This is a genomic window from Pseudomonas sp. PDM17 (assembly GCF_014851985.1).
In the GTDB taxonomy this organism is placed as follows: Bacteria; Pseudomonadota; Gammaproteobacteria; order Pseudomonadales; family Pseudomonadaceae; genus Pseudomonas.
The window spans coordinates 498,397-513,161 of record NZ_JACVAT010000004.1; the positions used below are offsets into that span (position 1 = coordinate 498,397).

Annotated in this window: 13 protein-coding genes; all 13 read left to right on the forward strand. The window is 66.6% G+C overall.

All coding sequences use genetic code 11. The annotated features are described in order from the left end of the window. The first annotated feature begins 38 nt into the window (after nucleotides 1-38). The 13 genes from IB256_RS16550 to siaD all read left to right on the forward strand — a co-directional run bounded on the left by IB256_RS16550 (nucleotide 39) and on the right by siaD (nucleotide 14,733). On the forward strand, nucleotides 39-1,397 hold the full coding sequence (locus IB256_RS16550; protein ID WP_192294205.1) for an 8-oxoguanine deaminase: 1,359 nt from the start codon (nucleotides 39-41) through the stop codon (nucleotides 1,395-1,397). 523 nt (nucleotides 1,398-1,920) lie between these two features. Then, nucleotides 1,921-2,976, forward strand: a complete 1,056-nt coding sequence (locus IB256_RS16555; RefSeq protein ID WP_225601824.1) for a methyl-accepting chemotaxis protein — start codon at nucleotides 1,921-1,923, stop codon at nucleotides 2,974-2,976. A 171-nt stretch (nucleotides 2,977-3,147) separates the two neighbouring features. Beyond that, nucleotides 3,148-3,513, forward strand: a complete 366-nt coding sequence (locus tag IB256_RS16560) for a response regulator (RefSeq protein ID WP_045213473.1) — start codon at nucleotides 3,148-3,150, stop codon at nucleotides 3,511-3,513. A gap of 11 nt (nucleotides 3,514-3,524) precedes the next feature. After that, nucleotides 3,525-5,417 carry a chemotaxis protein CheA gene (locus IB256_RS16565; RefSeq protein ID WP_192403316.1) on the forward strand — a complete coding sequence of 631 codons (1,893 nt, stop codon included), beginning with the start codon at nucleotides 3,525-3,527 and terminating at the stop codon, nucleotides 5,415-5,417. Beyond that, nucleotides 5,404-5,889 (forward strand): chemotaxis protein CheW, encoded by a 486-nt coding sequence (locus IB256_RS16570; RefSeq protein ID WP_138213334.1) that lies wholly within the window; start codon nucleotides 5,404-5,406, stop codon nucleotides 5,887-5,889. Before IB256_RS16565 ends, IB256_RS16570 begins: the two co-directional genes overlap by 14 nt. Before the next feature lie 21 nt (nucleotides 5,890-5,910). Next, nucleotides 5,911-7,935: a methyl-accepting chemotaxis protein gene (locus IB256_RS16575; RefSeq protein ID WP_192403318.1), complete on the forward strand. Its 2,025-nt coding sequence runs from the start codon at nucleotides 5,911-5,913 to the stop codon at nucleotides 7,933-7,935. A gap of 359 nt (nucleotides 7,936-8,294) precedes the next feature. Then, nucleotides 8,295-9,137, forward strand: a complete 843-nt coding sequence (locus tag IB256_RS16580) for a CheR family methyltransferase (protein WP_192294213.1) — start codon at nucleotides 8,295-8,297, stop codon at nucleotides 9,135-9,137. Next, nucleotides 9,137-9,730 carry a chemoreceptor glutamine deamidase CheD gene (gene cheD / locus IB256_RS16585; protein ID WP_081518860.1) on the forward strand — a complete coding sequence of 198 codons (594 nt, stop codon included), beginning with the start codon at nucleotides 9,137-9,139 and terminating at the stop codon, nucleotides 9,728-9,730. The genes IB256_RS16580 and cheD overlap by 1 nt, the downstream gene beginning before the upstream one ends. Nucleotides 9,731-9,745: 15 nt before the next feature. After that, on the forward strand, nucleotides 9,746-10,801 hold the full coding sequence (locus IB256_RS16590) for a protein-glutamate methylesterase/protein-glutamine glutaminase (RefSeq protein WP_192294214.1): 1,056 nt from the start codon (nucleotides 9,746-9,748) through the stop codon (nucleotides 10,799-10,801). Nucleotides 10,802-10,991: 190 nt separating this feature from the next. Beyond that, a complete protein-coding gene (gene siaA / locus IB256_RS16595) occupies nucleotides 10,992-12,980 on the forward strand; it encodes a biofilm regulation protein phosphatase SiaA (RefSeq protein ID WP_192294216.1) in 1,989 nt (662 codons plus the stop codon). Between the two features lie 10 nt (nucleotides 12,981-12,990). After that, nucleotides 12,991-13,533 (forward strand): biofilm regulation protein kinase SiaB, encoded by a 543-nt coding sequence (gene siaB, locus IB256_RS16600; RefSeq protein WP_081518863.1) that lies wholly within the window; start codon nucleotides 12,991-12,993, stop codon nucleotides 13,531-13,533. Nucleotides 13,534-13,558: 25 nt separating this feature from the next. Then, a complete protein-coding gene (siaC, locus tag IB256_RS16605) occupies nucleotides 13,559-13,939 on the forward strand; it encodes a biofilm regulation phosphoprotein SiaC (protein WP_081518864.1) in 381 nt (126 codons plus the stop codon). 5 nt (nucleotides 13,940-13,944) lie between these two features. Continuing rightward, on the forward strand, nucleotides 13,945-14,733 hold the full coding sequence (gene siaD / locus IB256_RS16610) for a biofilm regulation diguanylate cyclase SiaD (protein ID WP_045213489.1): 789 nt from the start codon (nucleotides 13,945-13,947) through the stop codon (nucleotides 14,731-14,733). Nucleotides 14,734-14,765: the final 32 nt, after the last annotated feature.

A 14,765-nucleotide genomic window follows, 5' to 3' on the forward strand; every position in this document is an offset into this window, starting at 1 on the left:
TCGATACGAACGGCTCCGTCCGTTTGGAGAACTCACCCATGTCTTCCCCGCGTCTCTGGCTGCGCAACCCGCTGGCCATCTTCACCGCCAATGACCTCGACGCCCGTGGCGGCATCGTCGTCCAGGACGGCCGCATCGTCGAACTGGTCGCCGCCGGCCAGCAGCCCTCGGCTCCCTGCCAACAAACCTTCGACGCCAGCCAGCACGTGCTGACGCCCGGCCTGATCAACACCCACCACCACTTCTACCAGACCCTCACCCGCGCCTGGGCGCCGGTAGTGAACCAGCCGCTGTTCCCCTGGTTGAAGACCCTCTACCCGGTGTGGGCGCGCCTGACCCCCGAGCAGCTCGGCGTGGCCACCAAGGTGGCGCTGGCCGAACTGCTGCTGTCGGGCTGCACCACCGCCGCCGACCACCACTACCTGTTCCCCGACGGCCTCGAGCAGGCCATCGACGTGCAGGCTGGCGTGGTCCAGGAACTGGGCATGCGCGCCATGCTCACCCGTGGCTCGATGAGCCTGGGCGAGGCCGACGGCGGCCTGCCGCCACAACAGACCGTGCAGAGCGCCGAGGACATCCTCGAGGACAGCCAGCGCCTGATCCGCGAATACCACCAGCGCGGCGAAGGCGCGCAGGTGCAGATCGCCCTGGCGCCCTGCTCGCCGTTCTCGGTCACCCCGGAAATCATGCGCGCCAGCGCCGAGCTGGCCGAGCGCGAGGACGTGCGCCTGCACACCCACCTCGCCGAAACCCTCGACGAGGAAGACTTCTGCCTGCAGCGCTTCGGCCAACGCACCGTGGACTACCTGGACAGCGTCGGCTGGCTCGGCCCGCGCACCTGGCTGGCCCATGGCATCCACTTCAATGACGAGGAAATCCGCCGCCTCGGCGCAGCCGGCACCGGGGTCTGCCATTGCCCCAGCTCGAACATGCGCCTGGCCTCGGGCATCTGCCCGACCGTGGCGCTGGAAGCGGCCGGCGCGCCGGTGGGCATCGGCGTGGACGGCTCGGCCTCCAACGACGCCTCCAACATGATCCTCGAAGCCCGCCAGGCCCTGTACATCCAGCGCCTGCGCTACGGCGCCGAGCAGATCACCCCGGAACGCGCGCTGGGCTGGGCCACCCGCGGTTCGGCCAAGCTGATCGGCCGCAGCGACATCGGCGAGCTGGCCGTGGGCAAGCAGGCGGACCTGGCGCTGTTCAAGCTCGACGAACTGCGCTTCTCCGGCAGCCATGACCCGCTTTCCGCCCTGCTGCTGTGCGGCGCCGACAAGGCCGACCGGATCATGATCGGCGGCACCTGGCGGGTCATCGACGGCGAAGTCGAAGGCCTCGACCTCAAGCGCCTGATCGCCGACCACACCCAGGCCGCGCGCAAGCTGCTCGGCACGCTGTAAGCCTTGATGCGCTGGAGCGGACGAAGTCCGTTCCAGCGCACCCTTCGACATCCTCACCCGCTCCTGCCTTTCCACCTTCCGCTCTCCCTCAGCCGACTGGCTCCGGATGCCATTGCGGCGGGCACGTTTTGCCATCGAAAAATCGCTACAACCCGCGTCACACAAGGCCTGCGCCCTACCGCCCGTCGCCCGCCGGACAGTCATGACGAACAGTCATTCCAGCAAAAACCCGTCTAAATCAAGGCTCACTGTTGGTTGGCAGGAAAATGCCGTCAATTTGACATCACCGAGCCGCCCTCTAGTTTTAAATCGCTGGGCCGAATTCCTGCTCAAGACGTTGTCAGCAGCCGTTTGGCCCGGTTACCGGCGCCCGGCAATGGAGTGCACTTCAATGCGCGATTCACAGTTGAACCCCCAGGCGGTTCAAGAGAACGGCCAGGGTTGGCCGCGGCGCCTCATTATCCAGACCCTGCCGTGGGCGATCGTGGCCGTGCTTTGCGCGGTCGGTGTACCGTTCTGGTGGATGCTGCCGGTGGGCTGGCTCTCCAGCCTGGTGCTGTGCAGCCTGCTGGGCGGCGCCGGCAAGGCCGCCATCGAGGCCCAGGCCGCCACCCTGCAGACCGATGAGCTGCCGCACTGGCGCCCGCTGCAGGACGCCGTGGAAGGCCACCTGGCCTCGCTCAATGGCCACACCCACCAGATCGACAACCTCCTGCACCAGGCCATCCGCCAGCTGACCGACAGCTTCCACGCCCTTGCCGAGCGCATCGACACTCAGCGCGGCCTGTCCCACTCGCTGATCGAGCGCTACGACGGGCGCGGCCACCTGGACGGCGACATCGACTTCCAGCGCTTCATCCACGCCACCCAGGAAACCCTCGGGCTGTTCGTCGAAGCCACTCTGGAGACCAGTCGTACCTCGCAGCAACTGGTGGAGCGCATGGACCGCGTGACGCACAAGATCGCCGAGATCCTGCAGTCCACCCAAGACATGGACGCCATCGCCAAGCAGACCAACCTGCTGGCCCTCAATGCCGCCATCGAGGCCGCCCGCGCCGGCGAGAGCGGCCGTGGATTCGCCGTGGTGGCCGACGAGGTGCGCGCGCTGTCGACCCGCTCCACGCACTTCTCCCAGGCCATCCGTGAGCACGTCGACGTGGTCTACCGCGAGATCAAGGACGCCGAAGGCGCGATCAGCCAGCTGGCCGACAAGGACATGACTTTCGCCCTGGATTCGCGCAAGAAGATCCAGCACATGCTCGACGACCTCGACGCAATGAACCAGCACACCGTGAAGGTGGTGCAGGAGCTGGACCGCATCTCCCTGGAAGTGGGCGACGGCGTCAACGCCGCGGTCACTGCCCTGCAATTCCAGGACATGAGCAGCCAGCTGCTCGGCCAGGTCGGCAAGCACAGCGCCCGCATTGGCGCGCTCGCCGTCGGCCTGGGAGCGCTGGATGGTCGTGAACCCGGCGAGTGGAGCGAACGCCTGCGCGGCGAAGTCGCCGAGCTCAGCCGCCCCCTGAGCAACCCGGTCGCCCAGACCAGCCTCAGCGCTGGCGAGGTGGAACTGTTCTGACCTGAAGGCAACGCAGGAGCCCCGACATGCTGCAGTCCGTCTTCGAATACCTGGCCAACCTCGCCCTGATCGGCTGAGCCCCCCACACCATTTTCCGCGCGCCGGGATGGCGCGAGCACTTGTGCGCCTGGCGACAGGCAAACGCATTGCAATCCGAGGAGAACCAACGCAATGGGAAAGCAGATTCTGATCGTCGATGACTCGGCCTCCATCCGGCAGATGCTGAGCTTTACGCTCAAGTCCGCCGGCTACGAGGTGGACGAGGCCGTGGACGGCAAGGACGGCCTGGGCAAGGCCCAGCGCAAGACCTACAACCTGGTCTTCACCGACCAGAACATGCCGAACATGGACGGCCTGACGCTGATCCGCAGCCTGCGCGACATGGCTGGCTACCGCGGCACGCCGATCCTCATGCTCACCACCGAATCCAGCGACGCCATGAAGCAACAGGGCAAAAGCGCGGGCGCCACCGGCTGGCTGGTGAAGCCGTTCGACCCGCCGAAACTGCTGGAAGTCACCCGCAAGGTCCTGCCCTAGGGGTATCGCCGATGGCCACTGGAATGGAGCAGTTCCTCCAGGTGTTCTTCGAGGAAACCGACGAGCACCTGGCGACCCTTGAACTCCTGCTGATCGGGCTCGACCTCGACCAGCCGGACGCCGAGACGCTCAATGGCATTTTCCGCGCGGCCCACTCGATCAAGGGCTCCAGCGGCATGTTCGGTTTCGACGACCTGACCGCGGTGACCCACGAGCTGGAAACCCTGCTCGACCGCATCCGCTGCGGGCAGACCGCCCTGCACGTGGACATGATCGGCGTGTTCCTCGAAGCCCGCGACGTCCTGCAGCGCCTGCTCGATGCGCACCGCAGCCAGGTACCTGATCCGGACGTTCCGGTGGCTGCCACCGTGGAACGCCTGCGCGCCTGGCTGGTGGAGCCTGTCGCCGCCACCCTCGATGACGGCTGCGGCCTGTTCGCCGAAGTCCCGGCAGCTGAAAGCAGTGTCAGCGAGGACGACGCGTTCGGTTTCTTCGACGATGCACCCGGCGCACCTGAAACCGTTGCCAGCAGCGACGACTTCGGTTTCTTCGACGACGCCCCCGGCGCGCCGGACGTCAAACCCGTCGAGCCCTACGGTATCTTCGACAAGGCACCCGGCGCCCCCACAGCCGCCGCAGTGGTTACGGCGCCAAGCGAGCAACCCAAGGCCGCACCCGCCGCCGTCGCCAAGCCGACCGCCCGCGCCGACAGCGAATCCAGTTCCATCCGCGTCAGCGTCGAAAAGATCGACAGCCTGATCAACCTGGTGGGCGAGCTGGTGATCACCCAGGCCATGCTCAGCCAGCTCAGCGAAGACCTCGATCCCACCCACTTCGAACGTCTGCAGCAGGCTCTGGCGCAGCTGGAACACAACACCCGCGACCTGCAGGAATCGGTGATGTCGATCCGCATGCTGCCGATCAGCTTCATCTTCAGCCGCTTCCCGCGCCTGGTGCACGACACCTCCGCGCGCCTGGGCAAGCAGGTCGAACTGATCCTCCAGGGCGAACACACCGAGCTGGACAAGAGCGTCATCGAGAAGCTCAGCGACCCGCTCACCCACATCGTCCGCAACAGCATCGACCACGGCATCGAGACGCCCGCCGAACGCCTGGCCGCCGGCAAGCCGGCCCAGGGCTCGGTGAAGCTCGCCGCCAGCCATCAGGGCGGCAGCATGGTGGTGGAGATCTCCGATGACGGCCGTGGTCTATCCCGCGAACGCATCCTCGCCAAGGCCCGCGAAAAGGGCCTGCCGGTGCACGACGCAATGACCGACTCAGAAGTCTGGCAGCTGATCTTCATGCCCGGCTTCTCCACCGCCGAGGCGGTCACCGAGCTCTCCGGCCGCGGCGTGGGCATGGACGTGGTGCGGCGCAACATCCAGGCCATGGGCGGACGGATCGACATCGATTCCGCACCCGGCATGGGCACGCGCATGAGCATCCGTCTGCCGCTGACCCTGGCCATCCTCGACGGCCTGATCGTCGCCGTGGAGAAGGTCAACTACGTGGTGCCGCTGACCTACATCGTCGAATCGCTGCAGGCCCGCGCCGACGACGTGCGCGGGCTGGCCGGCGAGGAATCGACGGTGATCCGCGTGCGCGGCGAATACCTGCCGCTGTTCTCCCTCAACCAGCTGCTGCGCATCGGCGCCGCGCCGGTGCCGCCGGAGCAGGGGATCGTGGTGATCCTCGAATCCGAAGGCAAGAGCTTCGCCCTGCAGGTGGACGAGCTGGTCGGCCAGCAGCAGGTGGTGATCAAGAGCCTGGAACAGAATTTCCGCCGGATCAATGGGATCGCCGGCGCCACCATCATGGGAGACGGCAGCGTCGCCCTGATCCTCGATGTCGATGCCCTGCCGCGTCTGGCAGCACAAGGAGAATCCACCCATGAGCGCAGCTGAAGCCCACGCGGCGAGCAGCCCGGTGCAGGAGTACCTGACCTTCACCCTGGGCCGCGAGGAATACGCCATCGACATCCTGCGCGTGCAGGAGATCCGTGGCTACGACCAGGTCACGGCGATCGCCAACGCCCCCGCCTTCATAAAGGGCGTGATCAACCTGCGCGGGGCGATCGTTCCCATCGTCGACCTGCGTATCAAGTTCAATCTGGCCGACATCAGCTACGACCAGTTCACCGTGGTGATCATCCTCAACGTCGGCCGGCGCATCGTCGGCGCGGTGGTGGACTCGGTCTCCGACGTGATTGCCCTGGCCGGCGAGGAGATCAAGCCGCGCCCCGAATTCGCCGCCAGCTTCGACACCGAGTACCTGCTGGGCCTGGCCACCGCCGGTGAGCGGATGCTCATCCTGGTGGACATCGAAAAACTCATGACCAGCCGTGAAATGGCGCTGGTCGACGAAACCGCCGCCTGATTGCGACCGAGGATAATCAACATGGGTCTGTTCAACGCACACGCCGTGGCGCAGCAACGCGCCGACCGCATCACCGCCCTCCTCCACAGCCTGGTGGACGGCAACCTCGACGTCGCCATCGGCGAAGCCCCGGCCGCCGGTTACGAGCGCCTCTACGACGGGCTGCGCAGCATCCAGCGCAACCTGCGCGAGCAGCGCGCCGAGCAGGCCCAGGTGGAAGCCCTGGAAGCCGGCCTGGTGGAAATGACCCGCCAGCACGAACTGGGCTGGATCGACGAAGTGATCCCGGTGGACAAGTTCGCCGGCCGCCCGGCACGCATCGCCAAGGGCATCAATGACCTGGTCGCTGCGCACATCGCGGTGAAAATGCGCGTCGTCGCCACCGTCACCGCCTACGGCAAGGGCGACTACTCGGTGGACATGGACCGCCTGCCGGGCAAGAAGGCCATCATCACCGAGGCCATCGACGGTGTGCGCGACAGCCTCAAGGCCAACGCCGATGCCGCCGAGTACAACGCGCGGATCAAGAGCGCGCTGGATAACGTCTCGGCCAACGTGATGATCGCCAACAACGACCTCGAGATCATCTACATGAACCGCACGGTGACCGAGATGCTCGGCAACGCCGAGGCCGACATCCGCAAGCAGTTGCCGAACTTCAACGCCGGTCGCCTGATGGGCGCCAACATCGACATGTTCCACAAGAACCCGGCGCACCAGCGCGGCATGCTCGCGCACCTCACCGCGCGGCATAAGGCCGAACTGAACCTCGGCGGCCGGCGCTTCGCCCTGGACGTGGTGCCGGTATTCAACGATGCCGGCGAGCGCCTGGGTTCGGCCGTGCAGTGGACCGACCGCACCGAAGAATTCCGCGCCGAGCAGGAAGTCTCGCAACTGGTGGACGCCGCCGTCGCCGGTGACTTCACCAAGCGCATCGAGGCCTCGAACAAGGAAGGCTTCTTCCTGAAGATCGCCACCGGCCTGAACAACCTGGTGGACACCGCCGACAAGGGCCTGCGCGACGTCACCCGCGTACTCGGCGCACTGGCCCAGGGCGACCTGACCCAGCGCATCGACGCCGACTACCAGGGAACCTTCGGCGAGCTCAAGGACTACGCCAACGAAACCGCACAGAGCCTGTCGCGCATGCTCGGGCAGATTCGCGAAGCGGCCGACACCATCCACACCGCCGCCAGCGAGATCGCCAGCGGCAACGCCGAACTCTCCACCCGCACCGAGCAGCAGGCCTCCAGCCTGGAAGAAACCGCATCGAGCATGGAAGAGCTGACCAGCACCGTGAAGCTCAACGCCGAGAACGCCCGCCAAGCCAACTCGCTGGCGGTGAACGCATCCGAAGTCGCCACCGAAGGCGGCAGCGTGGTGCAGAAGGTGGTGGGCACCATGTCGGCCATCAACGACTCGGCACGCAAGATCGCCGACATCATCGGGGTGATCGACGGCATTGCCTTCCAGACCAACATCCTCGCGCTCAACGCCGCGGTGGAAGCGGCGCGCGCCGGCGAGCAGGGCCGCGGCTTCGCGGTGGTGGCCGGTGAAGTGCGCACCCTGGCGCAGCGCTCCGCCGCCGCCGCCAAGGAGATCAAGACGCTGATCAACGACTCGGTGGACAAGGTCGAGAGCGGCAACAGCCTGGTCGCCCAGGCCGGCCAGACCATGAGCGACATCGTGGTGGCGATCAAGCGCGTCACCGACATCATGGCCGAGATCGCCGCCGCTTCCGCCGAGCAGAGCAGCGGCATCGAGGAAGTGAACGGCGCCGTGTCGCAGATGGACGAGATGACCCAGCAGAACGCCGCGCTGGTGGAAGAAGCCGCCGCCTCGGCCGAGGCCCTGCAGGAGCAGGCCGGCATGCTCAACCAGCAGGTCGGGGTGTTCAAGCTCGAATCCATCGCCGCCACCGTAGTGCCGCTGGCTTCCGCCCGCCCGACCCGCACCGAGCCAGCCGCGCACACCTCGCGCGCCGCCCGCGGCGTGGCCAAGGCGGTGCGCGCCAAGGGTAAAGAGGACGACTGGGAAGAGTTCTGATCGGGCGGGGCTGAGGGATGGCGGCGGCCGGAGCAATGGGAGGGTCGGCCGCCGCGCGCGGACCAGGGATGGTCTGGGATGGGCTCTGAGCCATGCAAAGCCCCTCTCCCTAACCCTCTCCCTGAAGGGAGAGGGGACTGTATGGCATCAAGCGGAGCACCGCAGATCCCGGCAACGCCGAACGGCTCCCTCTCCCTTCAGGGAGAGGGCGGGGGAGAGGGTAAAACCCCGCGCAGAAGGTTCCCGAACCACCCAATGATGTAGGGCGCATAACGCCACAGGCGTTATCCGCCAACGCGGCGGATAACCCGTGCCGGGTTATGCGCCCTACGCAACCTGCTCACCACCGAGACAACCCGATGTCGATCAACCTGCCCGCCCCCGAGCACGAATTCCACTACACCCGCCGGGACTTCCAGCAGGTGCGCGAGCGCCTCTACCGGCACGCCGGCATCAGCCTCTCGGAAAACAAGCAGCAGCTGGTCTACAGCCGCCTCTCGCGGCGCCTGCGCAGCCTTCGCCTGGGCAGCTTCGCCGAGTACTTTGCCTACCTGGAGAGCCACGAGGAAGAGTGGCAGCAGTTCGTCAACGCGCTGACCACCAACCTCACCGCCTTCTTCCGCGAGAAACACCACTTCGACCACCTCGGCCGCTTCGCCGCCGAGCAGTTGCAGGACCATCAGCCGCTGCGCTTCTGGTCCACCGCCTCGAGCACCGGCGAGGAGCCCTACTCCATGGCCATGACCCTGGTGGACGCGCTGGGCAGCTTCGCCCCGCCCATCGAGCTGATCGCCTCGGACATCGACACCGGGGTGCTCGGCCAGGCGCGCCAGGGCATCTACCCGCTGGAGCGCCTCGAGGCGCTGAGCCCGGCGCAGAAGAAGCGCTTCTTCCTCCGCGGCACCGGCGGCAACGCCGGCAAGGCAAGGGTGGTGCGCGAGCTGCGGCAGATGATCGACTACCGGCAGATCAACCTGCTCGACCGCGACTGGGGCATTGCCGGCGGCCTGGACGCGATCTTCTGCCGCAACGTGATGATCTATTTCGACAAGCCGACCCAGACCCGCCTGCTCGAACGCATGGTGCGCCTGCTGCGGCCCGGCGGGCTGTTCTTCGCCGGGCACTCGGAAAACTTCGTCCACGCCAGCCACCTGGTGCGCTCGGTGGGACGCACCACCTACCAGGCGGTGGGGAGCCAGTGATGGGCGCTGCCCTGGACCAACCCAACCGCTACTACGACCCGCGCTTCGGCATGGAGGCGGTGAAGCTGCTGCCCGGCGAGTGCTACGTCACCGCCGAACCGCTGATGCTGGTCACGGTGCTCGGCTCCTGCGTCTCGGTCTGCCTGCGCGACCGCAGCAGCGGGCTGGGCGGCATGAACCACTTCATGCTGCCCGGCGACACCGGCGTGCAGGGCCTGCTGTCCAATTCCGGGCGCTACGGCGTGCACGCCATGGACCTGCTGATCAACGGCCTGATGCGTCGCGGCGCCCAGCGCCGGCACTTCGAGGCCAAGGTATTCGGCGGCGGCTCGGTGCTGAAGAACCTTAGCGCCGACGTCGGCCAGCGCAACGTCGAGTTCGTCCTGCAGTATCTGGAGGACGAGGGCATCCCGCTGGCCGCCCAGGATCTGCTCGACGTGCACCCGCGCAAGGTCTATTTCTTCCCCGGCACAGGCCGGGTGCTGGTGCGCAAGCTGCGCACCCTGGCCAACGACACGGTATTGCAGCGCGAGCGGCAGTACTGCCAGCAACTGTCCCGCCGGGAGCGCGGCGGGAGCATCGACCTGTTCTGAACGGAGGGACGAGCGATGGCCGTCAAGGTCCTGATCGTCGACGACTCGGCGCTGATTCGCAGCCTGCTCAAGGACATCATCCACAACGACCCGGAGCTGCAGCTGGTGGGCGCGGCGCCCGACGCCTTCGTCGCCCGCGACCTGATCAAGCAGCACTCGCCGGACGTCATCACCCTCGACGTGGAAATGCCGCGCATGGACGGGCTGACCTTCCTCGACAAGCTGATGAAGGGCCGGCCGACCCCGGTGCTGATGATCTCCTCGCTCACCGAGAAGGGCTCCGAAGCCACCCTTCGCGCGCTGGAGCTGGGCGCCATCGACTTCATCGCCAAGCCGCGACTGGGCATCGCCGAAGGCATGCAGGCCTACGCCGAGGAAATCTGCGCCAAGCTCAAGGCCGCCGCCCGCGCGCGCCTGCCCCGCGCTCGTCCCGTCGCATCGTCCGACGCACCGGCAATGAGCAGCGCGCCGCTGCTGAGCACCGAGAAGATCTTCGCCATCGGCGCCTCCACCGGCGGTACCGAGGCGATCAAGGAAGTCCTGCTGGGCCTGCCGCCGGACTGCCCCGGCACCGTGGTCACGCTGCACATGCCGCCGGGCTTCACCAAGTCCTACGCTGACAGACTGGACCGTCAGACGCGCCTTTCAGTTCGCGAAGCCCGCGACGGCGACCGCATCCTCCCCGGCCACGTGCTGCTCGCCCCCGGCGACTTCCACATGGAAGTGCAGCGCAGCGGCGCCAACTATGTCGTGCGCCTGCACCGCGAGGCTGCGGTCAATGGCCACAGGCCGGCGGTGGACGTGATGTTCAACTCCCTCGCCCGCTGCGCCGGGCGCAACCTCATCGCCGCCCTGCTCACCGGCATGGGCAAGGATGGGGCCCGTGGCTTGCAGGCAATCCGCCAGGCCGGCGGCCACACCGTCGCCCAGGACGAGGCCACCTGCGTGGTCTACGGCATGCCCCGGGAGGCAGTGGAGCTGGGCGCGGCGAAGGAAATCCTGCCGCTGGAGCGCATAGCAGGCTCGCTCCTACAGCAGGCGCGCCAGAGCGGAAGTGGGAACCGCGTCTAGTTCTGCGGGAATCATCCCGCACCGCCGAGCGGCTTTTCACACAGGGTCTAGACTCAGGCCAATTGACCGGCGCCAATAATATGGCGATTCGATATCAATTTGGTTTGATTGTGCCCGTATACAAAATGCACAATTGAGCTTTCGCCAAAAGACCGGCACACGGCGGGCGACACGGGGAAACAAGATAGCCATGGCGGCAAGATGGGGGTTGCGCGGCAAATCGGTGGTGGCATTGCTCATCGCCTGTCTCCTGGCACTGGTACCGGCAGTCATGCTGGGCTGGAAAGCCATGGAGGACATCCGCACGCATTTCGGCCTCGCCTTCGCGAGAAACTTCACGCTGCTCAACCAGCAGAAGATCATCGCGCCGGTGATCCGCGAGCTGGCGCTCTCGCGGCGCCTGGCCGAGTCCGTGGTGACGCAGGACTGGCTGCTGTCCGAGAACGACCCCGCGCGCCGGGCACTGTTCTTCCGCGAAGCCGAAGGCTTCCGCGCGGACCAGCACAACTACTCCTACTTCGTCGTGGTGGACTCCTCGCGCCACTACTACTTCAACGACTCCAGCTCGCCGCTCTCCAATTCCCCGCGCTACACCCTCAGCGACACCGATCCGCAGGACCGCTGGTACTTCGATACCCTGGCCCGCGATGAGACCTACAACATCAACGTCAACTACGACGCCAAGCTGAAGGTCACCAAGGTCTGGTTCAACATGGTGGTGCGCGCCGGCAACGAGAAAGTCGGCCTGGCCGGCGGCGGCCTCGACCTCACCGAGTTCCTCGACCAGTTCATCTCGCGCCGCGAGGCCGGGGTGACACCGATGATCGTCGACCCCGAGGGCGCCATCCAGGCGCACCCGGACACCCGCCTGATCGCCTTTTCCTCCGGCTCCAGCGGCCAGGCCAAGCACCACGTCTACGACCTGCTGGCCAACGCCCAGGAGCGCACCGCGCTGCGCCAGACCCTGCGCCAGGCCGAGACCAACCCCGGCGAAGTGGAAACCATGTGGGGCACCATTGACGGCAAGGAACAGCTGATCGCCACTGCCTACATCCCGCAGCTGCGCTGGCACGTGCTCAGTGCCATCGACCTGCACGCCGCGCAAGTGCTCGACAGCCGCTGGATCTGGCCGCTGGTGGGCACCCTCGCCGGGTTGCTGGCGATCCTGCTGATCGGCTTCGCCTACACCGTCGACCTGCTGGTGCTGCGCCCGCTGCGCGGCCTCAAGCAGTCGGCCAAGGCGATCGCCGCCGGGCAGTACGACAGCCCGCTGCCGCGCACCCGCCCGGACGAGATCGGTGAGCTGTCCAGCGCCTTCGCCAGCATGGCCGACCAGGTCCGCCGGCACACCGAGGAGCTGGAAGACAAGGTCCAGCAGCGCACCCAGGCACTCGAAGCCGCCAACCGCGAGATGGCCGCCGCGCAGAAGAAGATCGGCGACTCCATCGACTACGCCAGCCTGATCCAGCGCGCCATCCTCCCCGATCGCCAGCTGCAGGCTTCCCTGGGCGAGCACCATTTCGTCCTGTGGAAACCCCGCGACGTGGTCGGCGGCGACTTCTACATCTACCGCGAAGGCCCGCAGGACAGCCTGATCGGCGTGGTCGACTGCGCCGGCCACGGCGTGCCCGGCGCGCTGATGACCATGCTCGCCCTGGCGGCCATCGACCACGCCATCGACAGCGTGAAGAGCCACGACCCGGCGGCCATCCTGCGCGAGACCGACCACGTGATGCGCGGCATGCTCGGCCAGGAAGAGTTCACCCACTCGCTGGCCACCAACATGGATGCCGGCCTGGTGCGCGTCGATCACCAGCGCAAGCAGCTGCACTTCTCCGGGGCGAAGATTTCCCTGTTCGCCAGCGACGGCAGCGAAGTGCGCGAATACAAGGGCGCGCGCCGCGCCATCGGCGACAAGCGCCAGGGCGACTATCAGGACGTGGAAATCCCGATGGAAACCGGCTGGACCTACTACCTATGCACCGACGGCTTCCTCGACCAGGCCGGCGGCGAGCACGGCTTCGGCTTCGGCAACAGCCGCTTCGCCGACCTGCTGCGCAACCACGCGCGCCGACCGTTGGCCGAGCAGGCCGATGTGTTCGCCGCTACCCTCGCCCAGTACCAGGGTGAGCAGCCGCAGCGCGACGACATCACCATTCTCTCTTTCCGCTTCGACTAGGGGTTAATCCATGGAATCGCTAGATCTGTTGGCCATGCGCGAGAGCTTTACCCGGCAACGCATATTGCTCTGCTTCAACGGCCCCATCTCGCGCAGCCTGATCGAGGAAATCGGCCACGCGCTGCGCAACTACCTGCAGGCCGAACAGGCGCACCCCAGCGAAGCGATGGACGTGTTCGCCGTCTACATCGAGATGACCCAGAACATCCGCCACTACGCCACCCAGCGCGGCTACAACGAGCAGGAGGCCTCGGCCACCGTGGCGATTGCCCGCGATGACGAAGGCCACTACGTGGTCTCCGCCGGCAACCTGGTGGAACTGGCCGACGGCCAGGGCCTGGTGCGCAGCATCGAAGCCATCGCCGGGCTCGACAAGGTCCAGCTCAAGGCAGCCTACAAGGAGCAGCTGCGCCGCCCGCGCGACGCCGAAGCCTCCACCGGCGCAGGTCTCGGCCTGCTGGACATCGCCCGCAAGTCCAGCGCGCCGCTCAAGACCTCCCTCACCGAACAACCCGACGGCCGCGCCTTCTTCAGCCTGCGCGCCGTGATCTGAACCGCGAAATTCAGGAAGACCCGACATGAGCGATCTCAACGTCACCGGAACCCAATCCACCCCACAGATCCACGGCGACTGGCAGGCCGGCATCCTCGCGATGCAAGGCGACTCCTACCCGGAGAACTCCTTCGAGCTGTTCGGCCAGGTCATCGAGTGGGTCGAACGCTTCCTCACCCAGGAGCAGCGCCCGCTGGAACTCGACCTGCGCCTGCTGTACCTCAACACCAGCTCGATCAAGGCCATGATGGACATCTTCGACCTGCTCGAAGAAGCCCACGGCCAGGGCCGCAGTACTCGCGTGGCGTGGCACTACGACCGACGCAACGAGCGCGTCGCCGAACTGGCCGAGGAATTCCGCGAGGACTGTACCTTCCCGTTCGTCATCCAAGCCTACGACGAGTAAGAGCCATGACTAGCGAGCGCGAGCTGGACCTGCTGATCGAAGAGCTGCTGGCCGACCCCCAGTACGAAGGGCACCCCCTGCGTGAGGCCCTGTACCAGAAGCACCAGCAATCCCTCGACCAGCTCGCGCGCCTGGAACGCATCGCGCGGATTTCCGACGGCTTCCAGTCCATGGCCCGGCAGCAGAACAGCACGCTATCCGAGCGCTACCACAAGCAGCTGCGCCAGCTGGAAAAGGTCGCGCGCATCTCCGACCGCTATCAGGACATGATGCGCGACCTGAACATAGCGCTGAAGGAAGCCTCGACCCACGACACCCTCACCGGCATCGCCAACCGCCGCCTGCTGATGGAGCGCCTGCGCGAAGAAAGCGAACGCGCCCAGCGCCACGGCGAGTCCTACGTGCTGGCCATGCTCGACGTCGACCGCTTCAAGCAGGTCAACGACACCTGGGGCCATGAAGTGGGCGACCGCGTGCTGGTGGAAATCGGCCGCGCCATGGAGTCAGCCCTGCGCCAGTACGACCTGTGCGGCCGCTGGGGCGGCGAGGAATTCCTGCTGATCCTCCCCGACACCCGCCTGGCCGACGCCGCCGCCATCATCGAGCGCGTGCGCAACGACATCCGCTGTCTGGCCGTGCGCGTGGGCACCAACGCCCTGTCCGTCACCGCCAGCTTCGGCGTCGCCGAGCACCATCCGGGCGAAAGCTACTCCCAGACCCTCAGCCGCGCCGACGCCGCATTGCTGGATGCCAAGCGCAGCGGGCGGGACAAGTGCGAGTTCGCCACCGCGTAACGGCGGCACCATGAAAAAAGCCCGGCCATGGC

Coding starts and splice junctions, on each gene's coding strand:
- IB256_RS16550 (WP_192294205.1), top strand. CDS start 39: ATGTCTTCCCCGCGTCTCTGGCTGCGCAACCCGCTGGCCATCTTCACC.
- IB256_RS16555 (WP_225601824.1), top strand. CDS start 1,921: ATGCTGCCGGTGGGCTGGCTCTCCAGCCTGGTGCTGTGCAGCCTGCTG.
- IB256_RS16560 (WP_045213473.1), top strand. CDS start 3,148: ATGGGAAAGCAGATTCTGATCGTCGATGACTCGGCCTCCATCCGGCAG.
- IB256_RS16565 (WP_192403316.1), top strand. CDS start 3,525: ATGGCCACTGGAATGGAGCAGTTCCTCCAGGTGTTCTTCGAGGAAACC.
- IB256_RS16570 (WP_138213334.1), top strand. CDS start 5,404: ATGAGCGCAGCTGAAGCCCACGCGGCGAGCAGCCCGGTGCAGGAGTAC.
- IB256_RS16575 (WP_192403318.1), top strand. CDS start 5,911: ATGGGTCTGTTCAACGCACACGCCGTGGCGCAGCAACGCGCCGACCGC.
- IB256_RS16580 (WP_192294213.1), top strand. CDS start 8,295: ATGTCGATCAACCTGCCCGCCCCCGAGCACGAATTCCACTACACCCGC.
- cheD (WP_081518860.1), top strand. CDS start 9,137: ATGGGCGCTGCCCTGGACCAACCCAACCGCTACTACGACCCGCGCTTC.
- IB256_RS16590 (WP_192294214.1), top strand. CDS start 9,746: ATGGCCGTCAAGGTCCTGATCGTCGACGACTCGGCGCTGATTCGCAGC.
- siaA (WP_192294216.1), top strand. CDS start 10,992: ATGGCGGCAAGATGGGGGTTGCGCGGCAAATCGGTGGTGGCATTGCTC.
- siaB (WP_081518863.1), top strand. CDS start 12,991: ATGGAATCGCTAGATCTGTTGGCCATGCGCGAGAGCTTTACCCGGCAA.
- siaC (WP_081518864.1), top strand. CDS start 13,559: ATGAGCGATCTCAACGTCACCGGAACCCAATCCACCCCACAGATCCAC.
- siaD (WP_045213489.1), top strand. CDS start 13,945: ATGACTAGCGAGCGCGAGCTGGACCTGCTGATCGAAGAGCTGCTGGCC.